Raw genomic sequence first — 16,260 nt, 5'->3', positions numbered from 1 at the left:
CATGAATTAACGTAATAAGCCAGTCGATAACGTAAACGCCCCACTCTTTAACTAAAGAGCGGGGCGTTCTTCAAGGTGAGATGGCTTGCGGGCTTGTCAGTAATGAGTGAACCAGAGAATGATGTTGGGGAATAGAGTGAATATTCCCACTGCACCTAATAGGATCAGCCAATAAGGCAGCGATGCTTTCGCAGCAGCGGTTAAATCGACCTCATTTTTAGAGATTGAGGATAAGACGAAAAGGTTGAGGCCTACAGGTGGAGTGATCATTCCTATCTCTATTAGCAGAGTGACAATAATACCAAACCAGATGGGATCAAATCCTAAACTCGTGATCATCGGGAAGGTGATAGGAAGAGTCATTAGCAGTAGCGATATGCCATCGAAAAAGCATCCTAAAACAATATAGATGACAACAATCATCAACAATATGCCATAAGGGCCTAAACCAAAGTTGCCAATGGTTTCTACTGCTGCGCGTGGAATACCTAATAAGCTCACCGCTTGAGAAAGGATAACCGTTCCAATTAGGATCATACCGATAGCCGTAAACATGATAGAGGCATGCTTAAACGCTAGCCAAAGGCGCTTTAACGTTAAATCTCCCCACGTCAAACCAAGTACGATACTGGCCACCACCCCAAGCGCTGCCGACTCCGTCGGCGTTGCTATGCCCATGTAAATCGTACCGAGCACGAAGAAAATTAGTATGGGGAGAGGCCAAATCTCTTTTAAGCCGTTCAAAATATGCGAGCGGGTTATTTCTTCTTTGCTCGTTGGTGTGACAGGCTTGCCAATTCGGGAGCGTATAATAATCCATGTGGAGAAGGCGCAAGCAATCAGTAATCCCGGCAACATACCCGCGATAAAGAGCTTCCCGATGGAAACATTTTGCGTTGCGCCATAAATGATAAGCGCCAGGCTTGGGGGAATTAACAGGCCAAGCGTCCCTCCAGCCGCGAGCGTGCCGACCACAACGCTTGGATTGTATCCTCTGTTTTTAAGCTCCGGGTAGCCCACTGCCCCTATGGCCGCTGCCGTAGAGGTGCTGGAGCCACTCACTGCACCAAACAGCGTGCAAACGGCAATATTGGTATGCAGTAATTGGCCCGGGACGCGGGCAAACAGAGGAGTAAGGCCATTATAGACGCGTTTGGAGACGCCGCTTGCCAGCAGTATTTCACCCAGGAATATAAATAATGGGACTGCACTTAAGGTGAAATCTGTCAGCATGTTCCACGTGGCGTTAATGGCTAAGGGCGTTGCTCCGTTTGCCTGAAAATAGAGCAGCAGTATGCCTGTCAGCCCTAACGCGGCCCCCAAGATGGCTCCACTTGTCAGAAATATAACCAAGCTTCCACTTAATAATAGCCAGCTCATTAAATGACATCCTCTGTTAAGGTGGCGTCGGCTGCTGGCTGCTTCAGGCCATGCGTGATCTGAACTAACATGCAGAGCACCATCGATAACGGCATAATCGCCATCCACGGCCAGAGTAGAATGCCGCTAATGTCCGTGCGTGAATTAAGCGAAAATGAGAAATTCATGAAATTCCAGGACTCATAGGCAAAAATAGAGCAGAAGGTAAGCAGTGTTATAACACCAATAAAATCCATTACCTTGGCGATACCTAACGGTACTAAATTGATGAGTATTTCAATTCGAATATGACGTCCCTGATTAAGCACATGAGGAAGGCAAAGAAAGGTGAGTGATAAGAAGAGAAGGCCGGCGAGTTCGTCTGAAAAGCGTAGGGGGCGCCCGCCCAGATAACGCATTAATGTACTGATGAATATCAGTGCGGTCATGCTAACACCGCTCGCTACGCCAAGAAGAAAAGAGCCATAGGCCACTTTATGAATAACCCTGTTAATGTTCACAATCATTTTTTATGCTCCAAAAAAGAGCCAATGTAAAAATTGGCTCTTTTTCTAGCTATCTAATTATTGATTATCTGAAAGCGCTTGAGTAACCGTGTTGTAGTAACGCTTGCCGTCTTCGCCCGACTCTTCAGCCATGGTTTGCCATGCACTCCAAGCCGCCGTTACAAAGGTGTCAAGATCCTCATCAGAAAACGCCGGTAGCATGGTAATGCCAAGGGCCTCGCGCTCTTGACGCGCCTGCGCTTCGCGCTCTGGGTCGACTGCGGATTCCTTGGTTGCTTCCCAAATTTCTTGGCCTGCTTCTTCTAATGCCTGGCGCTGGTTATCATTTAAGCCTGAAAGTGCTTTTTCGCTGATGCCAAATAACCATGGTGAGGCTGCCCAAGGGTGCAAGTACGCTTCGTATTCAGTCACTTCTTGTAACGAAACGGTGGGCGCAACGGTTGATAGGTAGTAGGCGCAATCCACGACGCCTGTCTGGAGTGCCATATACATATCATTTTGCGGAATGACCTGGGCAGAAATACCCAGTAAATCAAAGGTATCAACCAAGTGCCTCGACCAAACACGCACTTTTTTGTCCTGTAATTCTTCTAGCGTGTGAACCGGCTCTTTGCAGTGCAAACCGACGTCAAATATGGGAGCAACCACGCCGCCGACTATTTGAATGTCCCAGTTCGCAAAACCTTCATCATAGAGTTCTCTAATAACACTCAGAATCTCAGTGTGCTGTGATGACTCGGTAATAGCGCCTTGAGCATAAACTGACGCCAGGGCAGGAGCATCGCGGGTATAGTACTCGCCATATAGCAATGCCATATCGACCATGCCCTGCTGGAGTATTCTTAGCATGTCGGCTTCTTTTAATCCTAAAGCGCCTGCATGATAGACCTCGACTTCCAGTTCCCCCTCTGATTTTTCTTTGACCAACTGAGCAAATCTATCAATCTGCGCTGCTTCAGGCCTAGACTGAGCTAAGCCGCTATGAAAAGTTAAGGTGATATTATCTGCTTGTACATGTTGAATGGTAGCGAGGGAGCCGAGAAGAGAAATGCCAAACACTATTTTTTTGCTTTTTAAGTTATGCATTGTGGATGTCTCATTGGAGTAGGTGGGCATTTCATCTTGCGGCAGGAGTCGTTGCTAAAAGAGTTATGTTTGCGGCATTTTTTGCCTGATAGGCGACATAGGAAAATGATTAATGAACTTTTTTAATACCGATAATTAATTGTTTTTAGTTTTTTGGCCAAGTAGTAAATCAGTTTCTCAGGATAAGTGACCTTTTGGCGCATTTTTTGCACTCTTTAAAGCGGGGCGGGTATTGTGATGCCAAGAGCTTGCATCTTGGTGAGTTTTAAATAAAAGCTAAGTGGCACCCTTCAATGGGGAGATGGAACATGAGAGATGGTTTTATTAGCAAATTAAAGAATAAAAACATGGCTTACCTGCACTCAGAGGCTTCGAGGGAATCATCTGTAAGGGTTAAACGGGTGGCCTTCATACTGCTAGACCATTTCTCCATGATGTCTTTTACCGGGGCAGTCGATGCATTAGTTACCACGAACTTGATGAAGTCGAATACTGTTTATGAAGTATTAGTCGTTGCTGCTCAAGATAGAAGCGTGCTGTCGGATTTAGGGATTGGCATTGAAGCGGACGTAGTGCTATCGGCATTCGATCTTAATCAGTATCAAGTGGATACGCTTATTGTATGTGGTGGGCTGCGTGTAAGGCCTCAGCCCATGCCTATCCTGCGAACGAGGTTAAAACAGGCAGATAGTCAAGGCGTGGTGCTGGGTGGGCTATGGAATGGTGCCTATTTTCTTGCAGAAGCAGGGCTATTGAGTGGCTATCAGTGTGCCTACCACCCCGATGGAAGGGCAATGATGGCAGAGGAGTTTTTAGATGTATCGGTCTCTAAGCGTAGTTTCATCGTTGACCGTAATCGCCTGAGTTGTGCGGGTGCTAGTAGCTCCCTAAGCATGATGATCGAAATTGTCAGAAGTGATTGTGGTAATGATGTGGCCTGTGCCGTTGAAGAGATGTTGAGCTGTGATAAAGCCATTGAGGCTCCGGATATTTCAACGATCAGCGTTGATCAAAACGGTACGCTACCTGAAGCGCTACAAACGGCTTTGCAGCTCATGAAAAACAATATCGAAGAGCCCTTATTGATGTCTGAGATTGCGAAGTGGGTCAACATTTCCAGGCGCCAACTGGAGCGATTATTTTGTCATCATGTGAATGCCAGCCCATCCCGGTACTATATGGAGTTGCGTTTAACGCGTGCTCGGCAACTGTTACAGCAGTCCAATAAGCCTATAGCCGAGGTGGCTGTCGCAACGGGTTTTGTCAGCATTTCTCACTTCCGGAACTGTTTTTATCAGCTCTTCGAAATGACGCCCACTCAGTTTAGAAAGTTGTGCCAAGTTGGCAGCACGTATGAGTAAAGGTGGATAGGCCGGGTAACCCGCTTCAGTGACAGCAGCTCTTGTCAAAGGCGGCTTAGTCCGGCCATTTTGCGGCAGTCTAGAAACCCGGCGGAGAACCAGGAGTCGTCCCGCGCGCCCGTGCGGAGTTATGACGGCCGTCGATCACGCTTGGCGTTGGCAGCGGGCTCTGGGTCACCGCCTCGAGTTTGGCGGTATCGAGATCGGAGGCGATCGCACTCGCCGGTTTCAGGCTCAGGTCGGCATCGCGGTAGGCGACGATGGTGCCGTCGCTGTCTGCCAGGAAGGCGAAGCTCTTGGGCGTGGGCTGGATCGAGCGCACGTTCTCCTGAACATGTTGAAGGGTTACGTCGCCGCCAACCACGCCTAGGAGCATGTCGTCACGCAGAATGGGAGCGGCGAAGGCTACTACCAGCTCGTTGCTTGCGAGATCCAGATAGGGGGTGCTGGCGGTGGCCTTCCCCTCTGTCAGCGCGACGCGATACCACGGGCGCTGGGTGGGGTCGTAGCCCGCCGGGGGCTGTTGGCCATCGCTGGTGATCAGGCGCTTGTCCGGCGTGCCCATGTAGACCTGACTGAAGCCCCCAGCAGCGACGGTCTGCTGCAGCGCCGGAATCAGCGTTTCGCTGCCCACCGATGGCGCGACCGCCTCGATCAGCTTGCGCTTCGACGCGGCCCAGGCGGCAATCGCATCGCGGTGCCCGTTGGCCACCGATTCGAGCAGATCCTGATTGACTGATTGCTGATGGCGGCTGACCAGCCAGTAGCTGATACCGCCGGTGGCCGCGAGCGCGACCAGAATCATCGCCAGACAGCCGGCCATGATACGAATCTTGAAGAATTTCAGCATGCTAAGGTTCTTTGGAAGGGGGTATTGGAAGAGTCCGATGAGAAGTTTGACTTAACGATTTATCGATCTTCCGGAAACGAACTTATTGCTGTCTGCTGTGAGCGCGTTCGGCGCACCGCGCACCGCCAGGTGCGCGCGAGCCCGCAACAGTTGCCGCGAAGGTCAGCCGCCGGGGCTCGTCTGCCGTCAGCTTTTTGTGCCATGGCATGTGGTGCTAGAGCGCTGGCGACGGGTTGACGCTGAAGACGGTCATGAAGTGCAGCACGGTGACGACGACGCCGAACAGCCCGACCAGCCAGACACTGGCGCTGCCGCCTGGTGCCATGAAGCCAGTTTGGGCGTCGGGGCGCTGCCGGGCCTTCACGATCAGCAGAGCAGGGATGATGCAGGTCCAGAAGGCGGCGGCAGCGCCGGCATAGCCGATCGCCAGCACGAAGCCGAAGGGCACGAATAGCGAGCCGAGCAGCGGCGGTATGAAGGTCGCGATCCAGGTTTTGGCGCGGCCTTGTCGATCGTCAGAGAAGCCGAGCAGGTCGGCCATGAAGTCGAACAAGCCCAGGCCGACCCCGATGAAAGAGGAGAAAATCGCCGCGGCCGAGAAGACGCTGAGCACCTTGAGCGCCAGCGAGGAGGTACCGATACCGGCGAGCGCTGCGAGTAGGGCGTCCACGTTGCCGCCCTGGGCCAGCACCGGAGCGAAGTCCGGACGCGCTACGTTGCCGAAGACGCTGGCCAGCCAGACCAGATAGAAGACCAGCGAGATCAGCGTACCGCCAAGGATCGCTTTCTGCGCCTGGGTCTCGCCACCGTAGTACTTGCGCAGCGAGAAGACCGACATATGGTAGCCGAAGGAGGTCAAGGCCACCGGCAGCATGGCGAGTGCGTAGGTAAACCAGCCGAACTGGCGGCCGATGTCGACGAAGATCAGGGACAGATCGATGTGCACGAAGAGGCTGAAGATCCCGAAAGCGAAGCTCGCGATCATGAAGGTGATCAGCAAGACTGAGATGCGATCGACGGCGCGGGTGGAGTGAAAGACCGCGTAAGCGAAAATCGCGACGAACACGATCGAGGCTGAGTGACGGCCAAGCGGTGTGATCCCCGCCAGAATCAGCCCGGCACTGGTGATGTAGGCGTAGAGGAGAATCGCGCCCACGAAGTAGACCGCCAGGTTGTTGAGATAGTTGATGCGTTTCCCCAGCAGATCCTGGGTGATGGTGCTGAAGGACGCATCGGTATCATAGTGCTTGAGAACTTCCAGCAGCAGCCAGCCGGAGAGTGTCATGACCAGCATGGTCAAGAGCAAGGCCAGCGTAGACCATAGCAGCCAGCCGCCGGCGCCCGCGGTGGGCAGGCCTAGCATGCCAGCGCCGACACAAACACTGGCGATGATACTGATACCGCCGATGAGGGTGGGGTTTTTTGTCATTGGAGTCGTCCTGAAGAGGGCCCGGTGAGATACCCCGCTAGGGGGTGTTCATGGCGAGCCGGTTGGATGGTTGCCGATGAGCGCAGCGTAAGTCTCCACTCGATGTCGATGACGCGCCTAGAGGTCGCCTCTCAGCGACCACAGCTCTGGGAAGAACTGCAGGTCTAGCGCTTTCTTCAGATAGGTCACGCCCGAGGTTCCGCCGGTACCGGTACGCTGACCGATGATGCGTTCGACCGTCTTCATGTGACTGAAGCGCCATTTGTGGAAGTTGTACTCGGTATCGATCAGCTTCTCGGCGAGTTCGTAGAGATCCCAATAGCGGTCGGGGTGGCGATAGATGCTCGACCAGGCGGCTTCGACTTCGGGCGAGGCGGCGTAGGGCGTCGACCAGTCGCGCTGCAGGGTCGTCTGCGGCAGCTCGAAGCCGCGCCGCGCCAGCAGTTGCAGGCAGACATCGTAGAGGCTGGGGGTATCCAGCACCTCGTGCAGCCGCTGGTAATGCGCGGGGTGGCGGCGGTGCGCTTCGGCCAGGCGCGGATGCTTGTTGCCGAGCAAAAACTCCAGCTCGCGGTACTGATAGGACTGAAAGCCCGAGCTCTGGCCGAGACTGTCGCGGAAGGCGAGATAGTCGGAAGGCGTCATGGTCGCGAGCACCTCCCAGGCATTGATCATCTGCGACTGGATGCGTGCCACCCGGGTGAGCATCTTGAACGCCGGGCGCAGCTCGTCAGCGTTGATCGCCCGCGCCGCCGCGTGCGCCTCGTGCAAGCACTGCTTCAACCACAGCTCCGAGACCTGGTGGATAATCACGAACAGCATCTCGTCGTGCTGATCGCTTACCGGGTTCTGGCAGGCGAGCAGAGGTGCCAGATCCAGGTACTCGCCGTAGCTCATGTTCTGATCCCAGTGCACCTGCGGCTCGTTGCCCAGGTCGACGGCGCTGTGTTCGCGCGGGGTCGGATTGTCGTCATGCATTTGGGTTACTCCCTGGTCTTGTGTTGTCGTCGAACGTTGTTGTTGAACGTTGTTGTCAACTGTCGCTATCGAGCGTGTCAGCACGGTTCGGATCCAGCGTCTCGCCGACGTGCTCGAGAATGTCGAAATGATCGCGCCCCGGCATCAGGGTGACCGTCGCCGTGACGCCGTCTCGCGCGGCTTGTGCGGCGAGGGCCTCGCCCTGTTGCTGAAACACCGCTGGATCCTGCTCGCCGTGGATCAGCGCCAGCGGGGGAAGCCCGGTCAGCGGCAGGCACAGCGGGCTCAGGCGACGGGCGCGGGATTCGTCCAGGTCGAGTGGCCGGGCAATCGAAGTGCCGAGCAGCGGGCGCAGGTCGTAGACACCGCTGATCAGCCACAGCGCTTCGATGGCTTTTGGGCACTCCGCCGCGAGGCAGCTCATCAGTGCCAGGTGCGCGCCGGCGCTGTGGCCGCCGAGACGTACTTGGCCGCTCAGGTCGAGAGCCTGTTGTTGCGCCAGCAGGTAGCGCACCCCGCGCGTGCTCTCTTCGATCAGCGTCTCCAGCGTGACCGCAGGAGCCAGCGGGTAGTTCAGCGAGGCGAAGGCCCAGCCACGGGCCAACCAGCGGGTGGCCATGAAGTCGGTGGCGGTGGCGTCTAGCGCCTGCCAGTAGCCGCCGTGGAGAAAGATCATCAGCGGCCAGGGGCCGTCGCCCGCAGGCCGGTGCAGATGCAGCCAGGCGTGGTCAGCGTCGCCGTAGGCGAGACGCTGTGGTGGGCACGCCTCACGCAGCGTGCGGCCCAACTCGGCCTGGTGAGCCAGGCTCGCGTCGGCGTCGCGTGCCCAGCGGCTCGGTGAGTGGGCATGCTCGCGCGCTTCGAGACTTGGCGTGTCGGCCATCAGGTCACCTCCGTGCGGGTCTGGAAGCGTGGGTCGCGGTACTCAGCGCTCTCCACTACCTCGCGGAACTGCTCGGCGGCTTGCCAGACATCGACATGGCTGAGATAGAGCGGGGTGAAGCCGAAGCGCATCAGCCCCGGTTCGCGGTAGTCGCCGATCACGCCACGCTCGATCAGCGCCTGGACGATGCCGTAGCCGTGTTCGCGTTGCACCAGACTGACCTGGCTGCCGCGCTGCGCCGGGGGCGGGGTAATGTCCTCGATGCCGTGGGTCTCGAACAGATCTTTGATGCAGGCGCGGAAGAAATCGACCAGTGCCAGGCTCTTGGCGCGCAGTGCGGCCATGTCCACCTGCTGCCACAGCCGCAGTGAGGCTTCGAGCGGGGCGTAGGCCAGCGCCGAATGGGTGCCGGTACGAAAGCGCGTCATCCCGGCGGCCGGGGCATAGTCGGCGTCGAAGGCGAAGGGTTGGGCATGACCATGCCAGCCCGAGAGCGGCTGCCAACCTGCTTGCTGACAATCGCTACGGACATACAGGAAGCCGGGTGCCCCCGGGCCACCATTGAGATACTTGTAGGTACAGCCGACCGCGTAGCGAGCGTCGCTGCCTGCTAGGTCGACTGCCAGCGCGCCCGCCGAGTGAGCCAGATCCCAGATCACCTCGGCGCCGCTGGCGTGAATACGGCGGGTGGTATCGGCCATGTCGCGCAGTTGGCCGGTGCGATAGTTGACCTGGCTCAGTACCACTACGGCCACCTGCCCATCCAGATGCGCCTCCAGCGGCGCGCCCTCGGGCAGAAAGCGATGTTCGAAACCGGCGGTACGACAGAAGCCCTCGGCGATATAGCCATCCGCAGGGAAGTTGCCGCCTTCGCTAAGGATGACTCGCCGCTCGCCCCCCTGGCGCTCAGTGATATAGCCGAGCAGCTTGAACAGGTTGAGGGTGATGCTGTCGCTGACCAGTACCTCCCCCGCGCGGGCGCCGATCAGCGGTACCAGCAGGTCGCCGAGGCGTTCGGGGGCATCGAACCAGCCCTGGTTCCAGCCACCGACCAGCGCGTCGCGCCACTGATCCCGGGTCGCATCGAGCGCGTCGCGGGCGGCCCGCGGCTGCGCCCCCAGTGAGTTGCCGTCGAGATAGAGCACGCCCTCGGGGAGGGCGAAGTTGGCCTTGAAGTCGGCGAGTGGATCCTGGCTGTCCAGGTGACGTGCGTCGGTGATCGTTGGGCGCATGGGCATGTCCGGTCGCGTTAGAGAATTGACACTCCAAAGCGTACGCTGAACGGATCGCGTGTGGGTTGCGTTTTTTTGTGCCCTAATGGCATAAAGTGCAAAAATACGTCTTTATCAAAGGAGGTTCGCAAAATGCATGCATTAGATGCCTTCGATCGTCGTTTGCTCTACACCATGCAGCGCTCACCACGCCAGACGCTGACGGAGTTGGCCGAGCGCGTGAATCTCTCGCCCAGCCAGTGTTCACGGCGTCTCGCTCGGCTCGAAGCGAATGGCATCATCCTGGGGCACGCGCTGCGTCTGGCACCAGAAGCGCTGGGGCTCATGGTGACCGCCTTCATCTCGGTGTCGGTGGAGAAGTCGCGGCTGGGGTCGCCCAGAGAAACGATCGACTCGCTGCTGGAGTGCGATGAGGTCATTGACTGCCACTCCACCACCGGCAGTCACGATTTTATCCTCAAGGTGAAGGTGGCGGATCTCGCCGAGCTGTCACACTTTCTTTCCACTGTCGTCAGTCCGATTCCAGGCATTCGCGATGTCTCTACCCAGGTGGCACTGGAGTGCTTCAAGGAGGCCGGGCCATTCAAGGTGAAGGGCTGATGACGCTGAGTCGCAGGAGGAATGACAAGGGCACGGGCCGTCGAACGTCCATCATCCCTCATGGAAACCACAGACCGGGCTTATAGTCTTCGTGGGTAGTGGTACGTCCCAGGATCCAGCCCCAACTTTTGCAGTCGATAGGCCAGCTTGGCCCGAGTGATGCCCAGTTCGCGTGCGGCCAGGGAGACATTGCCTTCGGCAGCGTTGAGTACGCGTTCGAGCATCTCCACCTCCCGCATGGCTGCGGGTTCGTCGGCGCGGCTGGATGATCTGGCTTCAGCGGCATCGGCGGGGCCCGCCGTCTCGAGGTCTCCCGCGTCGTTGATTCTTAGCTTGGGGCCAGGGTTTGAAGAGAAGCCGTCGTCCTCGAACAGGTGGAAGACATCGATTGGCCCGCCATCCATGGCATTGATGACACCCCGTTCCACCAGGTTTTGAAGCTCGCGGATGTTGCCGGGGTAGTCGTATTCCAGCAAGGCGTCGGAGGCCTTTCGGGTAAGCCCGGTAATGGATTTTCGATAGCGCTCGGCGTAGAGGCGTGAAAAGTGCTCGACCAGCAGCGGGATATCATCGCGCCGTTCCCGGAGTGGCGGGAGCCGGATCGGAAAGACATTAAGACGGTAGTAGAGATCTTCTCTGAAGCGGCCGGCCTGCACCTCCTGAAAGAGATCCTTGTTCGAGGCGGCAACGATCCGAACATCGACTTGAATCGGCTGCCCCCCGCCGACGCGCTCGATTTCGCCATTCTGCAGCGTGCGCAGCAGCTTGCCTTGGGCCTCCAGGCTCAGTGACGGAATTTCATCGAGAAAGAGAGTGCCGCCATTGGCGCGTTCGAAGCGCCCGGGTCGGCTGCGTTCCGCTCCTGTGAAGGCGCCTTTTTCCACGCCGAACAGCTCGGCCTCTATCAGCGTATCGGGGATGGCCGCGCAGTTGAGCGCGACGAGGGGGCCATCGGCCAGCAGGCTGCTGCGATGCAGCGCGTTGGCGAAGAGATCCTTGCCCACGCCTGACTCGCCATTGAGCAGTACGGTGGCAGGCGTGGGAGCGACTCGTTCGATCTTCTGCAGAGCGACGCTGACAGCGGCAGAGATACCTACGATTCTCTGGAAATCGTCACCGCTGGGCGTGTCTCCGGGGATAGTCGACGCCTCGGTCTTTCTGCGCGCGGTGCGAGCCGGTGTCTGGGCATTGGGCAACGTATGTCGGTCGAGCTGGAGCCAACTGAGATCATCGATGTTGTCCATGCGCTCATTGGTCGTTTCACCCACGATACGGCAGTGCGACGCGCCGCAGCCGGCGCACTCCACTTCTCGGTATATCACGCGTTTGCCATAGAAGGCGCTGGCATAGCCGCTGGCGTAGCCAAGCTGCATCCAGCAGATCGGTTCCTGAGATAGTCCGTACGCCTTGACGTGCTCGGCGGCTTCGATGGAGTCATGCCAGAGAAACTCAGCGTCGAATGTGCCGTTCGGAATATCGTGATCGCGCCGTATCGTTTCGACTTTGACCATCCCCATGACGGCGTGCAAGCGCTCCCCTGCGCTCAGTACCCCGGCATCATCGCTATCCGGCCAGTGCTTGCGCACGAACGTCGCATCCGAGGCACCGGCCGAGAAGCCGACGCGCATCAGCAGGTCGCGTGCGCCGATGGGCCCCAGAGCCTCGATTAGCTCTCGACGCAAGGCGCCGAACGAGTTGGCGCCGAACAGCAGCATGCGGCGCGTATCGAACCAGATCCGTCCGTCGTTGGGTGTGAAGCGAAGACTCTCCGTCAAGTCGTGTAGCGTGGGAGGATCTCCGGCATACAGCGCATCTTCGACAGAATTGGCTCGCTGCGCTTGCGCTGCGATCTCCGAAAGGCGCAGTTTTTGGGGCATGTAGTTACCCTACCAAAGTCGCAGAAATGAATTCGATCTTGCCTCGGCTTTACAAAATTTCATAAAAAAATGATGAATTTTATAAAGCTTAAAGGATCGTTCTCTGTCTTGCCGTTATCCATTGGTCTTCAAAACGGGGGAGGTTCTACTGGTTTAATGGGGGGTTACGCTCCTTGCTTATACAAAGGTCTACTCCTCTTTGTTAGTGGCACACCGCTTGCTCTTACCTGATTGGCAAGCTGTATGTCTCATTACTGAGAGGAGAAAGACCATGTCGAATGCACCTGCAAGCACTGCTTATAAAGTCGTCGAAGTACCCGAGCCGATGAAGGCGATGCAGGATCGATTCGGGCGAGAGGGGAGTTTCGTCGGGCGATCAGAAACGGAAAGCCCGTGGGTTCCTTTTGGCGAAAACGCGGCGATACGCCATCTCGCTTTCGATGTCAGGAACAATGTCTACTGCAATATTTTATGGATAAAAGGCCCGGGCGTCATCGGCACGCATAGACACCGAGGCATGGTCTGGGCTGTCGGCATGGAGGGGACGTTTCGCTATCTGGAGTATGACTGGACTTGTGGGCCCGGTGAATTCATTACCGAAATGCCCGGCCAGGCCCACACGCTGGTGACCGATGAACCGAATGGCATGAAAGCGCTGTTCTGGATGCAGGGAGCCAATGAATTCTACGACGAAAATGGGGAGTGGGCAGAGACCCTGGATGTCTTCTGGTTCATCAACCACTACGTCACCTACTGCGAAGAGAACGGTATTCCTATCAACGACCAACTGTTTCTGTGAGGGATACCATGCCTATCTTTGAACAGTTCAGTGTCGAGGGTCGTTCGGCATTGGTCACCGGTGGCGCGTCGGGGCTGGGGCTTGCTTATGTCGAAGTGCTGGCGGAAAGCGGCGCTAAGGTCACACTCACGGATATCGACATCGAGGCTGCGGAGCATGAAGCAGGTCGGTTGAGAGAGCGAGGTCTTGAAGTATATGCCCAGGCGCTCGATGTGGCCGACAGAGATCAAACGGATCTGGCATTCGAGGAACATGTGCGCCGCTTCGACGGCTTGGATATCGTCTTCGCCAATGCGGGGATCGACCCGGGTGCGGGCTTCTGGAATCCGGCCGGGTGGCGCAATGAAGAGGGGCAGGTCGATACCCTGGATCCCGCCCGCTGGGACCGGACGATCGCCATCAACCTGACTGGCACTTTTAACACCGTGCGCATGGCGGCGAAGTATATGAAGCCCCAGCGCCGGGGATCCATCGTCGTCACCTCGTCGAATGCCGCCATCATCACCGAGCCCATGGTGGGGCTCCCCTACATGCCGGCCAAGGCCGGTGTCTCCCATATGGTTCGCCAATTGGCCTTGGAGCTTGCGGAGTTTGGGATACGCGTCAATACCATCGCACCCGGGGGCTTCATCACCAATATCGGCGGCGGTTGGCTGAAAGACGAAACCGTACGCCGGAGTTGGGATGCCAAAGTGCCCCTGGGGCAGTTGGCGGAGCCGGATCAGATTAAAGCGCTTGCCCTCTATCTGGCCTCGGATGCGTCCTCGTATATGACGGGGGCACAGTTGGTCATCGATGGGGGGACGTCTCTGGGGAGGGTTGGCTGATGCGTGCTGCCGTTTTTCAGGAGTTACATCAGCCTCTGGAAATCCATGAGCTTCCCGATCCCACGCCGGGTGACGACGAGGTCGTTATCGAGGTGAAACGGTGTGGGATCTGTGGTTCGGACTTGCACATGACCGAAGATGCCGTCTTCGGACTCTGCCCCGGTGCTGTGCTGGGTCACGAGTACGCCGGAGAGATCGTTGCCTGCGGTGCCGCGGTCGACAACCTGCGCACGGGGCAACTGGTGTCCGTCATGCCATTCCGAAGTTGCGGGAAATGCCTCTCCTGCCGGTCGGGGGACCCCGCCTGGTGCCAGCAAATGGTGCTCGAGGGCGGGGGCTATGGCGAGTATGCGGCAACCGCGGCACGGCAGTGCATTGCGCTGCCCGATGGCGTGAACACGGGCGACGGCGCCATCGTCGAGCCGCTGGCCGTCGCGCTTCATGGGGTTCGGCTTTCCGGCATGCAACCTGGCGATCGTGTCCTGGTTCTAGGTGCCGGCCCCATCGGTCTGGCGGTTGCTTTTTGGGCGCGTCGTTTCGGGGCGAGGCAGGTTGTCGTCCAGGACATCGCCCGGTATCAGGAGCAGCGAGCCCACGACATGGGGGCGACCGGTTTCGTCTGCACGCCAGACGACCCCGCGGGGGGCGCGGAGCGTGAGCTCGGCGGGAAAGCGGATATCGTTTTCGAGTGTGCCGGTGTTCCAGGCCTCATTGCCCAAGCCATCGACCAGGTGCGCCCCCATGGCACCATTTTGCTCCTTGGTTTATGTACCAAGCCTGACAGTTTCGTTCCCTTTGCCGCCCTGTCGAAGGAGGTACGCCTTCAGACAGCTGCCTTCTTTTCCAAACGCGAATACGAAAGTGCCCTGGATGTACTTGACGCGGGCGCTATCGAACCACGCCACTTGATTACCGAGACGGTGCCACTGCAGAACGTGCCATCGGTATTCGAGGCTCTAAAAAACCGCACTCGACAATGCAAGGTGCTCATCAGCCATGAACAACAACAATGCTAACGTCATGCCCAACGCCCGCGCCAGCTCACGCTATCAGATCATTCTGGTAGCACTGCTAAGTTTGAACTTCGGTATCGTCTTTTTCGATAGGAATGCGCTGAGCTTCTTGATGCCATTCGTTCAGCCCGAACTCGGGCTGACGAATACTCAAATAGGCCTGACAGCCTCCGCGCTATCGATTGCTTGGGCCATATCGGGCATGGTATTTGGTGCCATGTCCGATCGTAGTGGGCGCAGGAAGGCCTTTCTCATTCTGGCCACTATCATTTTTTCCCTTTGCTCCTTTCTGACGGGGCTCGCCACTTCCTTTCTAATGCTGCTTGGCGCGCGGCTACTCATGGGGGTTGCAGAGGGCCCCATCCTGCCGATATCGCAGACGGTGACGGCCATGGAAGTCACGCCCGAGCGCCGGGGCGTGGCCATGGGCGTGATGCAGAACTTCGGATCGAATCTGCTGGGCTCTTTCGTGGCCCCGGTGGTGCTAGTCGCCGTCGCCTCGGCCTTTGGCTGGCGAGAAGCCTTCTTCCTCGCGGGGATCCCTGGGCTGCTGGCCGCCGGACTTCTCTGGTGGCTGATGCGTGAGCCTGGCATCGCTCCGGTTCCGTCCGCCGTAAGTGATCAACCCGCTCTCCAGCGTCCGAGCATCAGGGAGATGCTCGCGCATCGAAACATCGTCATCTGTTCACTCATGGCGATACTGCTGATCGGCTATCTGGTGGTTTGCTGGTCTTTCATGCCGCTCTACCTCACCAGTGTGCGGGGCTACTCCCCTCAAACGATGGGTTGGCTGATGGGGACGCTGGGCATCTCGGCGGCCATCGGAAGCTTCGTGGTCAGCGGTATCTCCGACAAGGTGGGGCGCAAGCCGGTCATGATCATCACGCCATTCATGGGACTGATTCTGACCTTGAGCGCTATGTACTTCCAAGGACATGCGTTCATCCTGGCCATCCTGTTCTTCTTCGGTTGGTCCTTGAATGGCATATTTCCGATGTTCATGGCCATCGTTCCTTCCGAAACTGTCGACCCACGTTACATCGCCACCACGCTTGGCTTCGTCTGTGGTATCGGCGAAATATTGGGTGGCGGTGTTATGCCTACCCTGGCCGGTGCTGCCGCCGACATTGCTGGTCAGTCCGCGCCGCTATGGTTGATGAGTGGCATCTGCGTCCTTGCAGGCATTCTGGCACTGGGGCTTAAGGAGACAGCACCAGCGATCTTGGCCAAACGGTCGCAAGAGGCGCTAGCCTCGACATCTCTCAATTGAGTGCTGCATGTAGTGTCGGAAAACGCACGATAGTTAAAAATGCATCCCACATAGCCACCGAGGAACAACGGTGGCTCAACCTGGCCGCGTGCTGTTCCACGACGACGGCCGGGTGGAGGCCGAAGGGCGCTTAATAAATCCCAGTGCTTTCACACTGACTGGATACCGT

The 16,260-nt window shown here is 57.4% G+C and carries 15 protein-coding genes; 6 read left to right on the top strand and 9 right to left on the bottom strand.

Going from position 1 to position 16,260, the window contains the following annotated elements; translation table 11 throughout:
* Positions 1-96 precede the first annotated feature (96 nt).
* The 3 genes from QT231_RS03430 to dctP are packed head-to-tail and all read right to left on the bottom strand — an operon-like array spanning position 97 to position 2,972.
* Positions 97-1,380: a TRAP transporter large permease subunit gene (locus tag QT231_RS03430; protein WP_308335533.1), complete on the bottom strand. Its 1,284-nt coding sequence runs from the start codon at positions 1,378-1,380 to the stop codon at positions 97-99.
* Entirely contained in the window at positions 1,380-1,886 is a 507-nt protein-coding gene (locus tag QT231_RS03425; RefSeq protein WP_308335532.1) for a TRAP transporter small permease, read from the bottom strand. The genes QT231_RS03430 and QT231_RS03425 overlap by 1 nt, the downstream gene beginning before the upstream one ends.
* Positions 1,887-1,943: 57 nt before the next feature.
* Entirely contained in the window at positions 1,944-2,972 is a 1,029-nt protein-coding gene (gene dctP / locus QT231_RS03420) for a TRAP transporter substrate-binding protein DctP (RefSeq protein ID WP_308335531.1), read from the bottom strand.
* 308 nt (positions 2,973-3,280) lie between these two features.
* Between dctP and QT231_RS03415 the strand changes: the two genes are divergently transcribed.
* Positions 3,281-4,333 (top strand): GlxA family transcriptional regulator, encoded by a 1,053-nt coding sequence (locus QT231_RS03415; protein WP_308335530.1) that lies wholly within the window; start codon positions 3,281-3,283, stop codon positions 4,331-4,333.
* Positions 4,334-4,412: 79 nt separating this feature from the next.
* Here QT231_RS03415 and QT231_RS03410 read toward each other — a convergent pair whose 3' ends face one another.
* The 5 genes from QT231_RS03410 to kynU form a co-directional block, all read right to left on the bottom strand.
* Positions 4,413-5,183 carry a cache domain-containing protein gene (locus QT231_RS03410; protein WP_308335529.1) on the bottom strand — a complete coding sequence of 257 codons (771 nt, stop codon included), beginning with the start codon at positions 5,181-5,183 and terminating at the stop codon, positions 4,413-4,415.
* A 214-nt stretch (positions 5,184-5,397) separates the two neighbouring features.
* Complete coding sequence (locus tag QT231_RS03405; protein ID WP_308335528.1) at positions 5,398-6,612, bottom strand: aromatic amino acid transporter; 1,215 nt, start codon at positions 6,610-6,612, stop codon at positions 5,398-5,400.
* A 117-nt stretch (positions 6,613-6,729) separates the two neighbouring features.
* Entirely contained in the window at positions 6,730-7,590 is an 861-nt protein-coding gene (kynA, locus tag QT231_RS03400) for a tryptophan 2,3-dioxygenase (protein WP_308335527.1), read from the bottom strand.
* A 55-nt stretch (positions 7,591-7,645) separates the two neighbouring features.
* On the bottom strand, positions 7,646-8,473 hold the full coding sequence (locus QT231_RS03395; RefSeq protein WP_308335526.1) for an alpha/beta hydrolase: 828 nt from the start codon (positions 8,471-8,473) through the stop codon (positions 7,646-7,648).
* Entirely contained in the window at positions 8,473-9,705 is a 1,233-nt protein-coding gene (kynU, locus tag QT231_RS03390) for a kynureninase (RefSeq protein WP_308335525.1), read from the bottom strand. The genes QT231_RS03395 and kynU overlap by 1 nt, the downstream gene beginning before the upstream one ends.
* A gap of 132 nt (positions 9,706-9,837) precedes the next feature.
* Here kynU and QT231_RS03385 point away from each other — a divergent pair, with 132 nt between their 5' ends.
* Positions 9,838-10,305, top strand: a complete 468-nt coding sequence (locus QT231_RS03385; protein WP_308335524.1) for an Lrp/AsnC family transcriptional regulator — start codon at positions 9,838-9,840, stop codon at positions 10,303-10,305.
* 80 nt (positions 10,306-10,385) lie between these two features.
* On the opposite strand, the gene QT231_RS03380 is transcribed toward QT231_RS03385, so the two are convergent.
* Positions 10,386-12,182, bottom strand: a complete 1,797-nt coding sequence (locus tag QT231_RS03380; RefSeq protein WP_308335522.1) for a sigma 54-interacting transcriptional regulator — start codon at positions 12,180-12,182, stop codon at positions 10,386-10,388.
* Positions 12,183-12,453: 271 nt separating this feature from the next.
* Between QT231_RS03380 and QT231_RS03375 the strand changes: the two genes are divergently transcribed.
* From QT231_RS03375 to QT231_RS03360, 4 genes are read left to right on the top strand one after another with little or no spacing between them, the layout of a single operon-like run.
* The gene (locus QT231_RS03375; RefSeq protein ID WP_308335521.1) at positions 12,454-12,981 is read left to right on the top strand and encodes a 2,4'-dihydroxyacetophenone dioxygenase family protein; all 528 of its coding nucleotides are present in this window, start codon (positions 12,454-12,456) and stop codon (positions 12,979-12,981) included.
* 8 nt (positions 12,982-12,989) lie between these two features.
* A complete protein-coding gene (locus QT231_RS03370) occupies positions 12,990-13,808 on the top strand; it encodes an SDR family NAD(P)-dependent oxidoreductase (protein WP_308335520.1) in 819 nt (272 codons plus the stop codon).
* A complete protein-coding gene (locus QT231_RS03365) occupies positions 13,808-14,824 on the top strand; it encodes an alcohol dehydrogenase catalytic domain-containing protein (protein ID WP_308335519.1) in 1,017 nt (338 codons plus the stop codon). The genes QT231_RS03370 and QT231_RS03365 overlap by 1 nt, the downstream gene beginning before the upstream one ends.
* The gene (locus tag QT231_RS03360) at positions 14,805-16,091 is read left to right on the top strand and encodes an MFS transporter (RefSeq protein WP_308335518.1); all 1,287 of its coding nucleotides are present in this window, start codon (positions 14,805-14,807) and stop codon (positions 16,089-16,091) included. The genes QT231_RS03365 and QT231_RS03360 overlap by 20 nt, the downstream gene beginning before the upstream one ends.
* The last annotated feature ends 169 nt before the right edge of the window (positions 16,092-16,260 follow it).

It is taken from the genome of Halomonas sp. SpR1 (assembly GCF_031010175.1).
Lineage (GTDB): Bacteria > Pseudomonadota > Gammaproteobacteria > Pseudomonadales > Halomonadaceae > Vreelandella.
Note: the sequence above shows the minus strand (reverse complement) of the source record. Positions and strands in the feature narration are given on the sequence as shown.

What these genes read in the sequence shown, in the direction of transcription:
- QT231_RS03430 (WP_308335533.1), bottom strand. Translation starts at nt 1,380, where the DNA reads ATGAGCTGGCTATTATTAAGTGGAAGCTTGGTTATATTTCTGACAAGT.
- QT231_RS03425 (WP_308335532.1), bottom strand. Translation starts at nt 1,886, where the DNA reads ATGATTGTGAACATTAACAGGGTTATTCATAAAGTGGCCTATGGCTCT.
- dctP (WP_308335531.1), bottom strand. Translation starts at nt 2,972, where the DNA reads ATGCATAACTTAAAAAGCAAAAAAATAGTGTTTGGCATTTCTCTTCTC.
- QT231_RS03415 (WP_308335530.1), top strand. Translation starts at nt 3,281, where the DNA reads ATGAGAGATGGTTTTATTAGCAAATTAAAGAATAAAAACATGGCTTAC.
- QT231_RS03410 (WP_308335529.1), bottom strand. Translation starts at nt 5,183, where the DNA reads ATGCTGAAATTCTTCAAGATTCGTATCATGGCCGGCTGTCTGGCGATG.
- QT231_RS03405 (WP_308335528.1), bottom strand. Translation starts at nt 6,612, where the DNA reads ATGACAAAAAACCCCACCCTCATCGGCGGTATCAGTATCATCGCCAGT.
- kynA (WP_308335527.1), bottom strand. Translation starts at nt 7,590, where the DNA reads ATGCATGACGACAATCCGACCCCGCGCGAACACAGCGCCGTCGACCTG.
- QT231_RS03395 (WP_308335526.1), bottom strand. Translation starts at nt 8,473, where the DNA reads ATGGCCGACACGCCAAGTCTCGAAGCGCGCGAGCATGCCCACTCACCG.
- kynU (WP_308335525.1), bottom strand. Translation starts at nt 9,705, where the DNA reads ATGCGCCCAACGATCACCGACGCACGTCACCTGGACAGCCAGGATCCA.
- QT231_RS03385 (WP_308335524.1), top strand. Translation starts at nt 9,838, where the DNA reads ATGCATGCATTAGATGCCTTCGATCGTCGTTTGCTCTACACCATGCAG.
- QT231_RS03380 (WP_308335522.1), bottom strand. Translation starts at nt 12,182, where the DNA reads ATGCCCCAAAAACTGCGCCTTTCGGAGATCGCAGCGCAAGCGCAGCGA.
- QT231_RS03375 (WP_308335521.1), top strand. Translation starts at nt 12,454, where the DNA reads ATGTCGAATGCACCTGCAAGCACTGCTTATAAAGTCGTCGAAGTACCC.
- QT231_RS03370 (WP_308335520.1), top strand. Translation starts at nt 12,990, where the DNA reads ATGCCTATCTTTGAACAGTTCAGTGTCGAGGGTCGTTCGGCATTGGTC.
- QT231_RS03365 (WP_308335519.1), top strand. Translation starts at nt 13,808, where the DNA reads ATGCGTGCTGCCGTTTTTCAGGAGTTACATCAGCCTCTGGAAATCCAT.
- QT231_RS03360 (WP_308335518.1), top strand. Translation starts at nt 14,805, where the DNA reads ATGAACAACAACAATGCTAACGTCATGCCCAACGCCCGCGCCAGCTCA.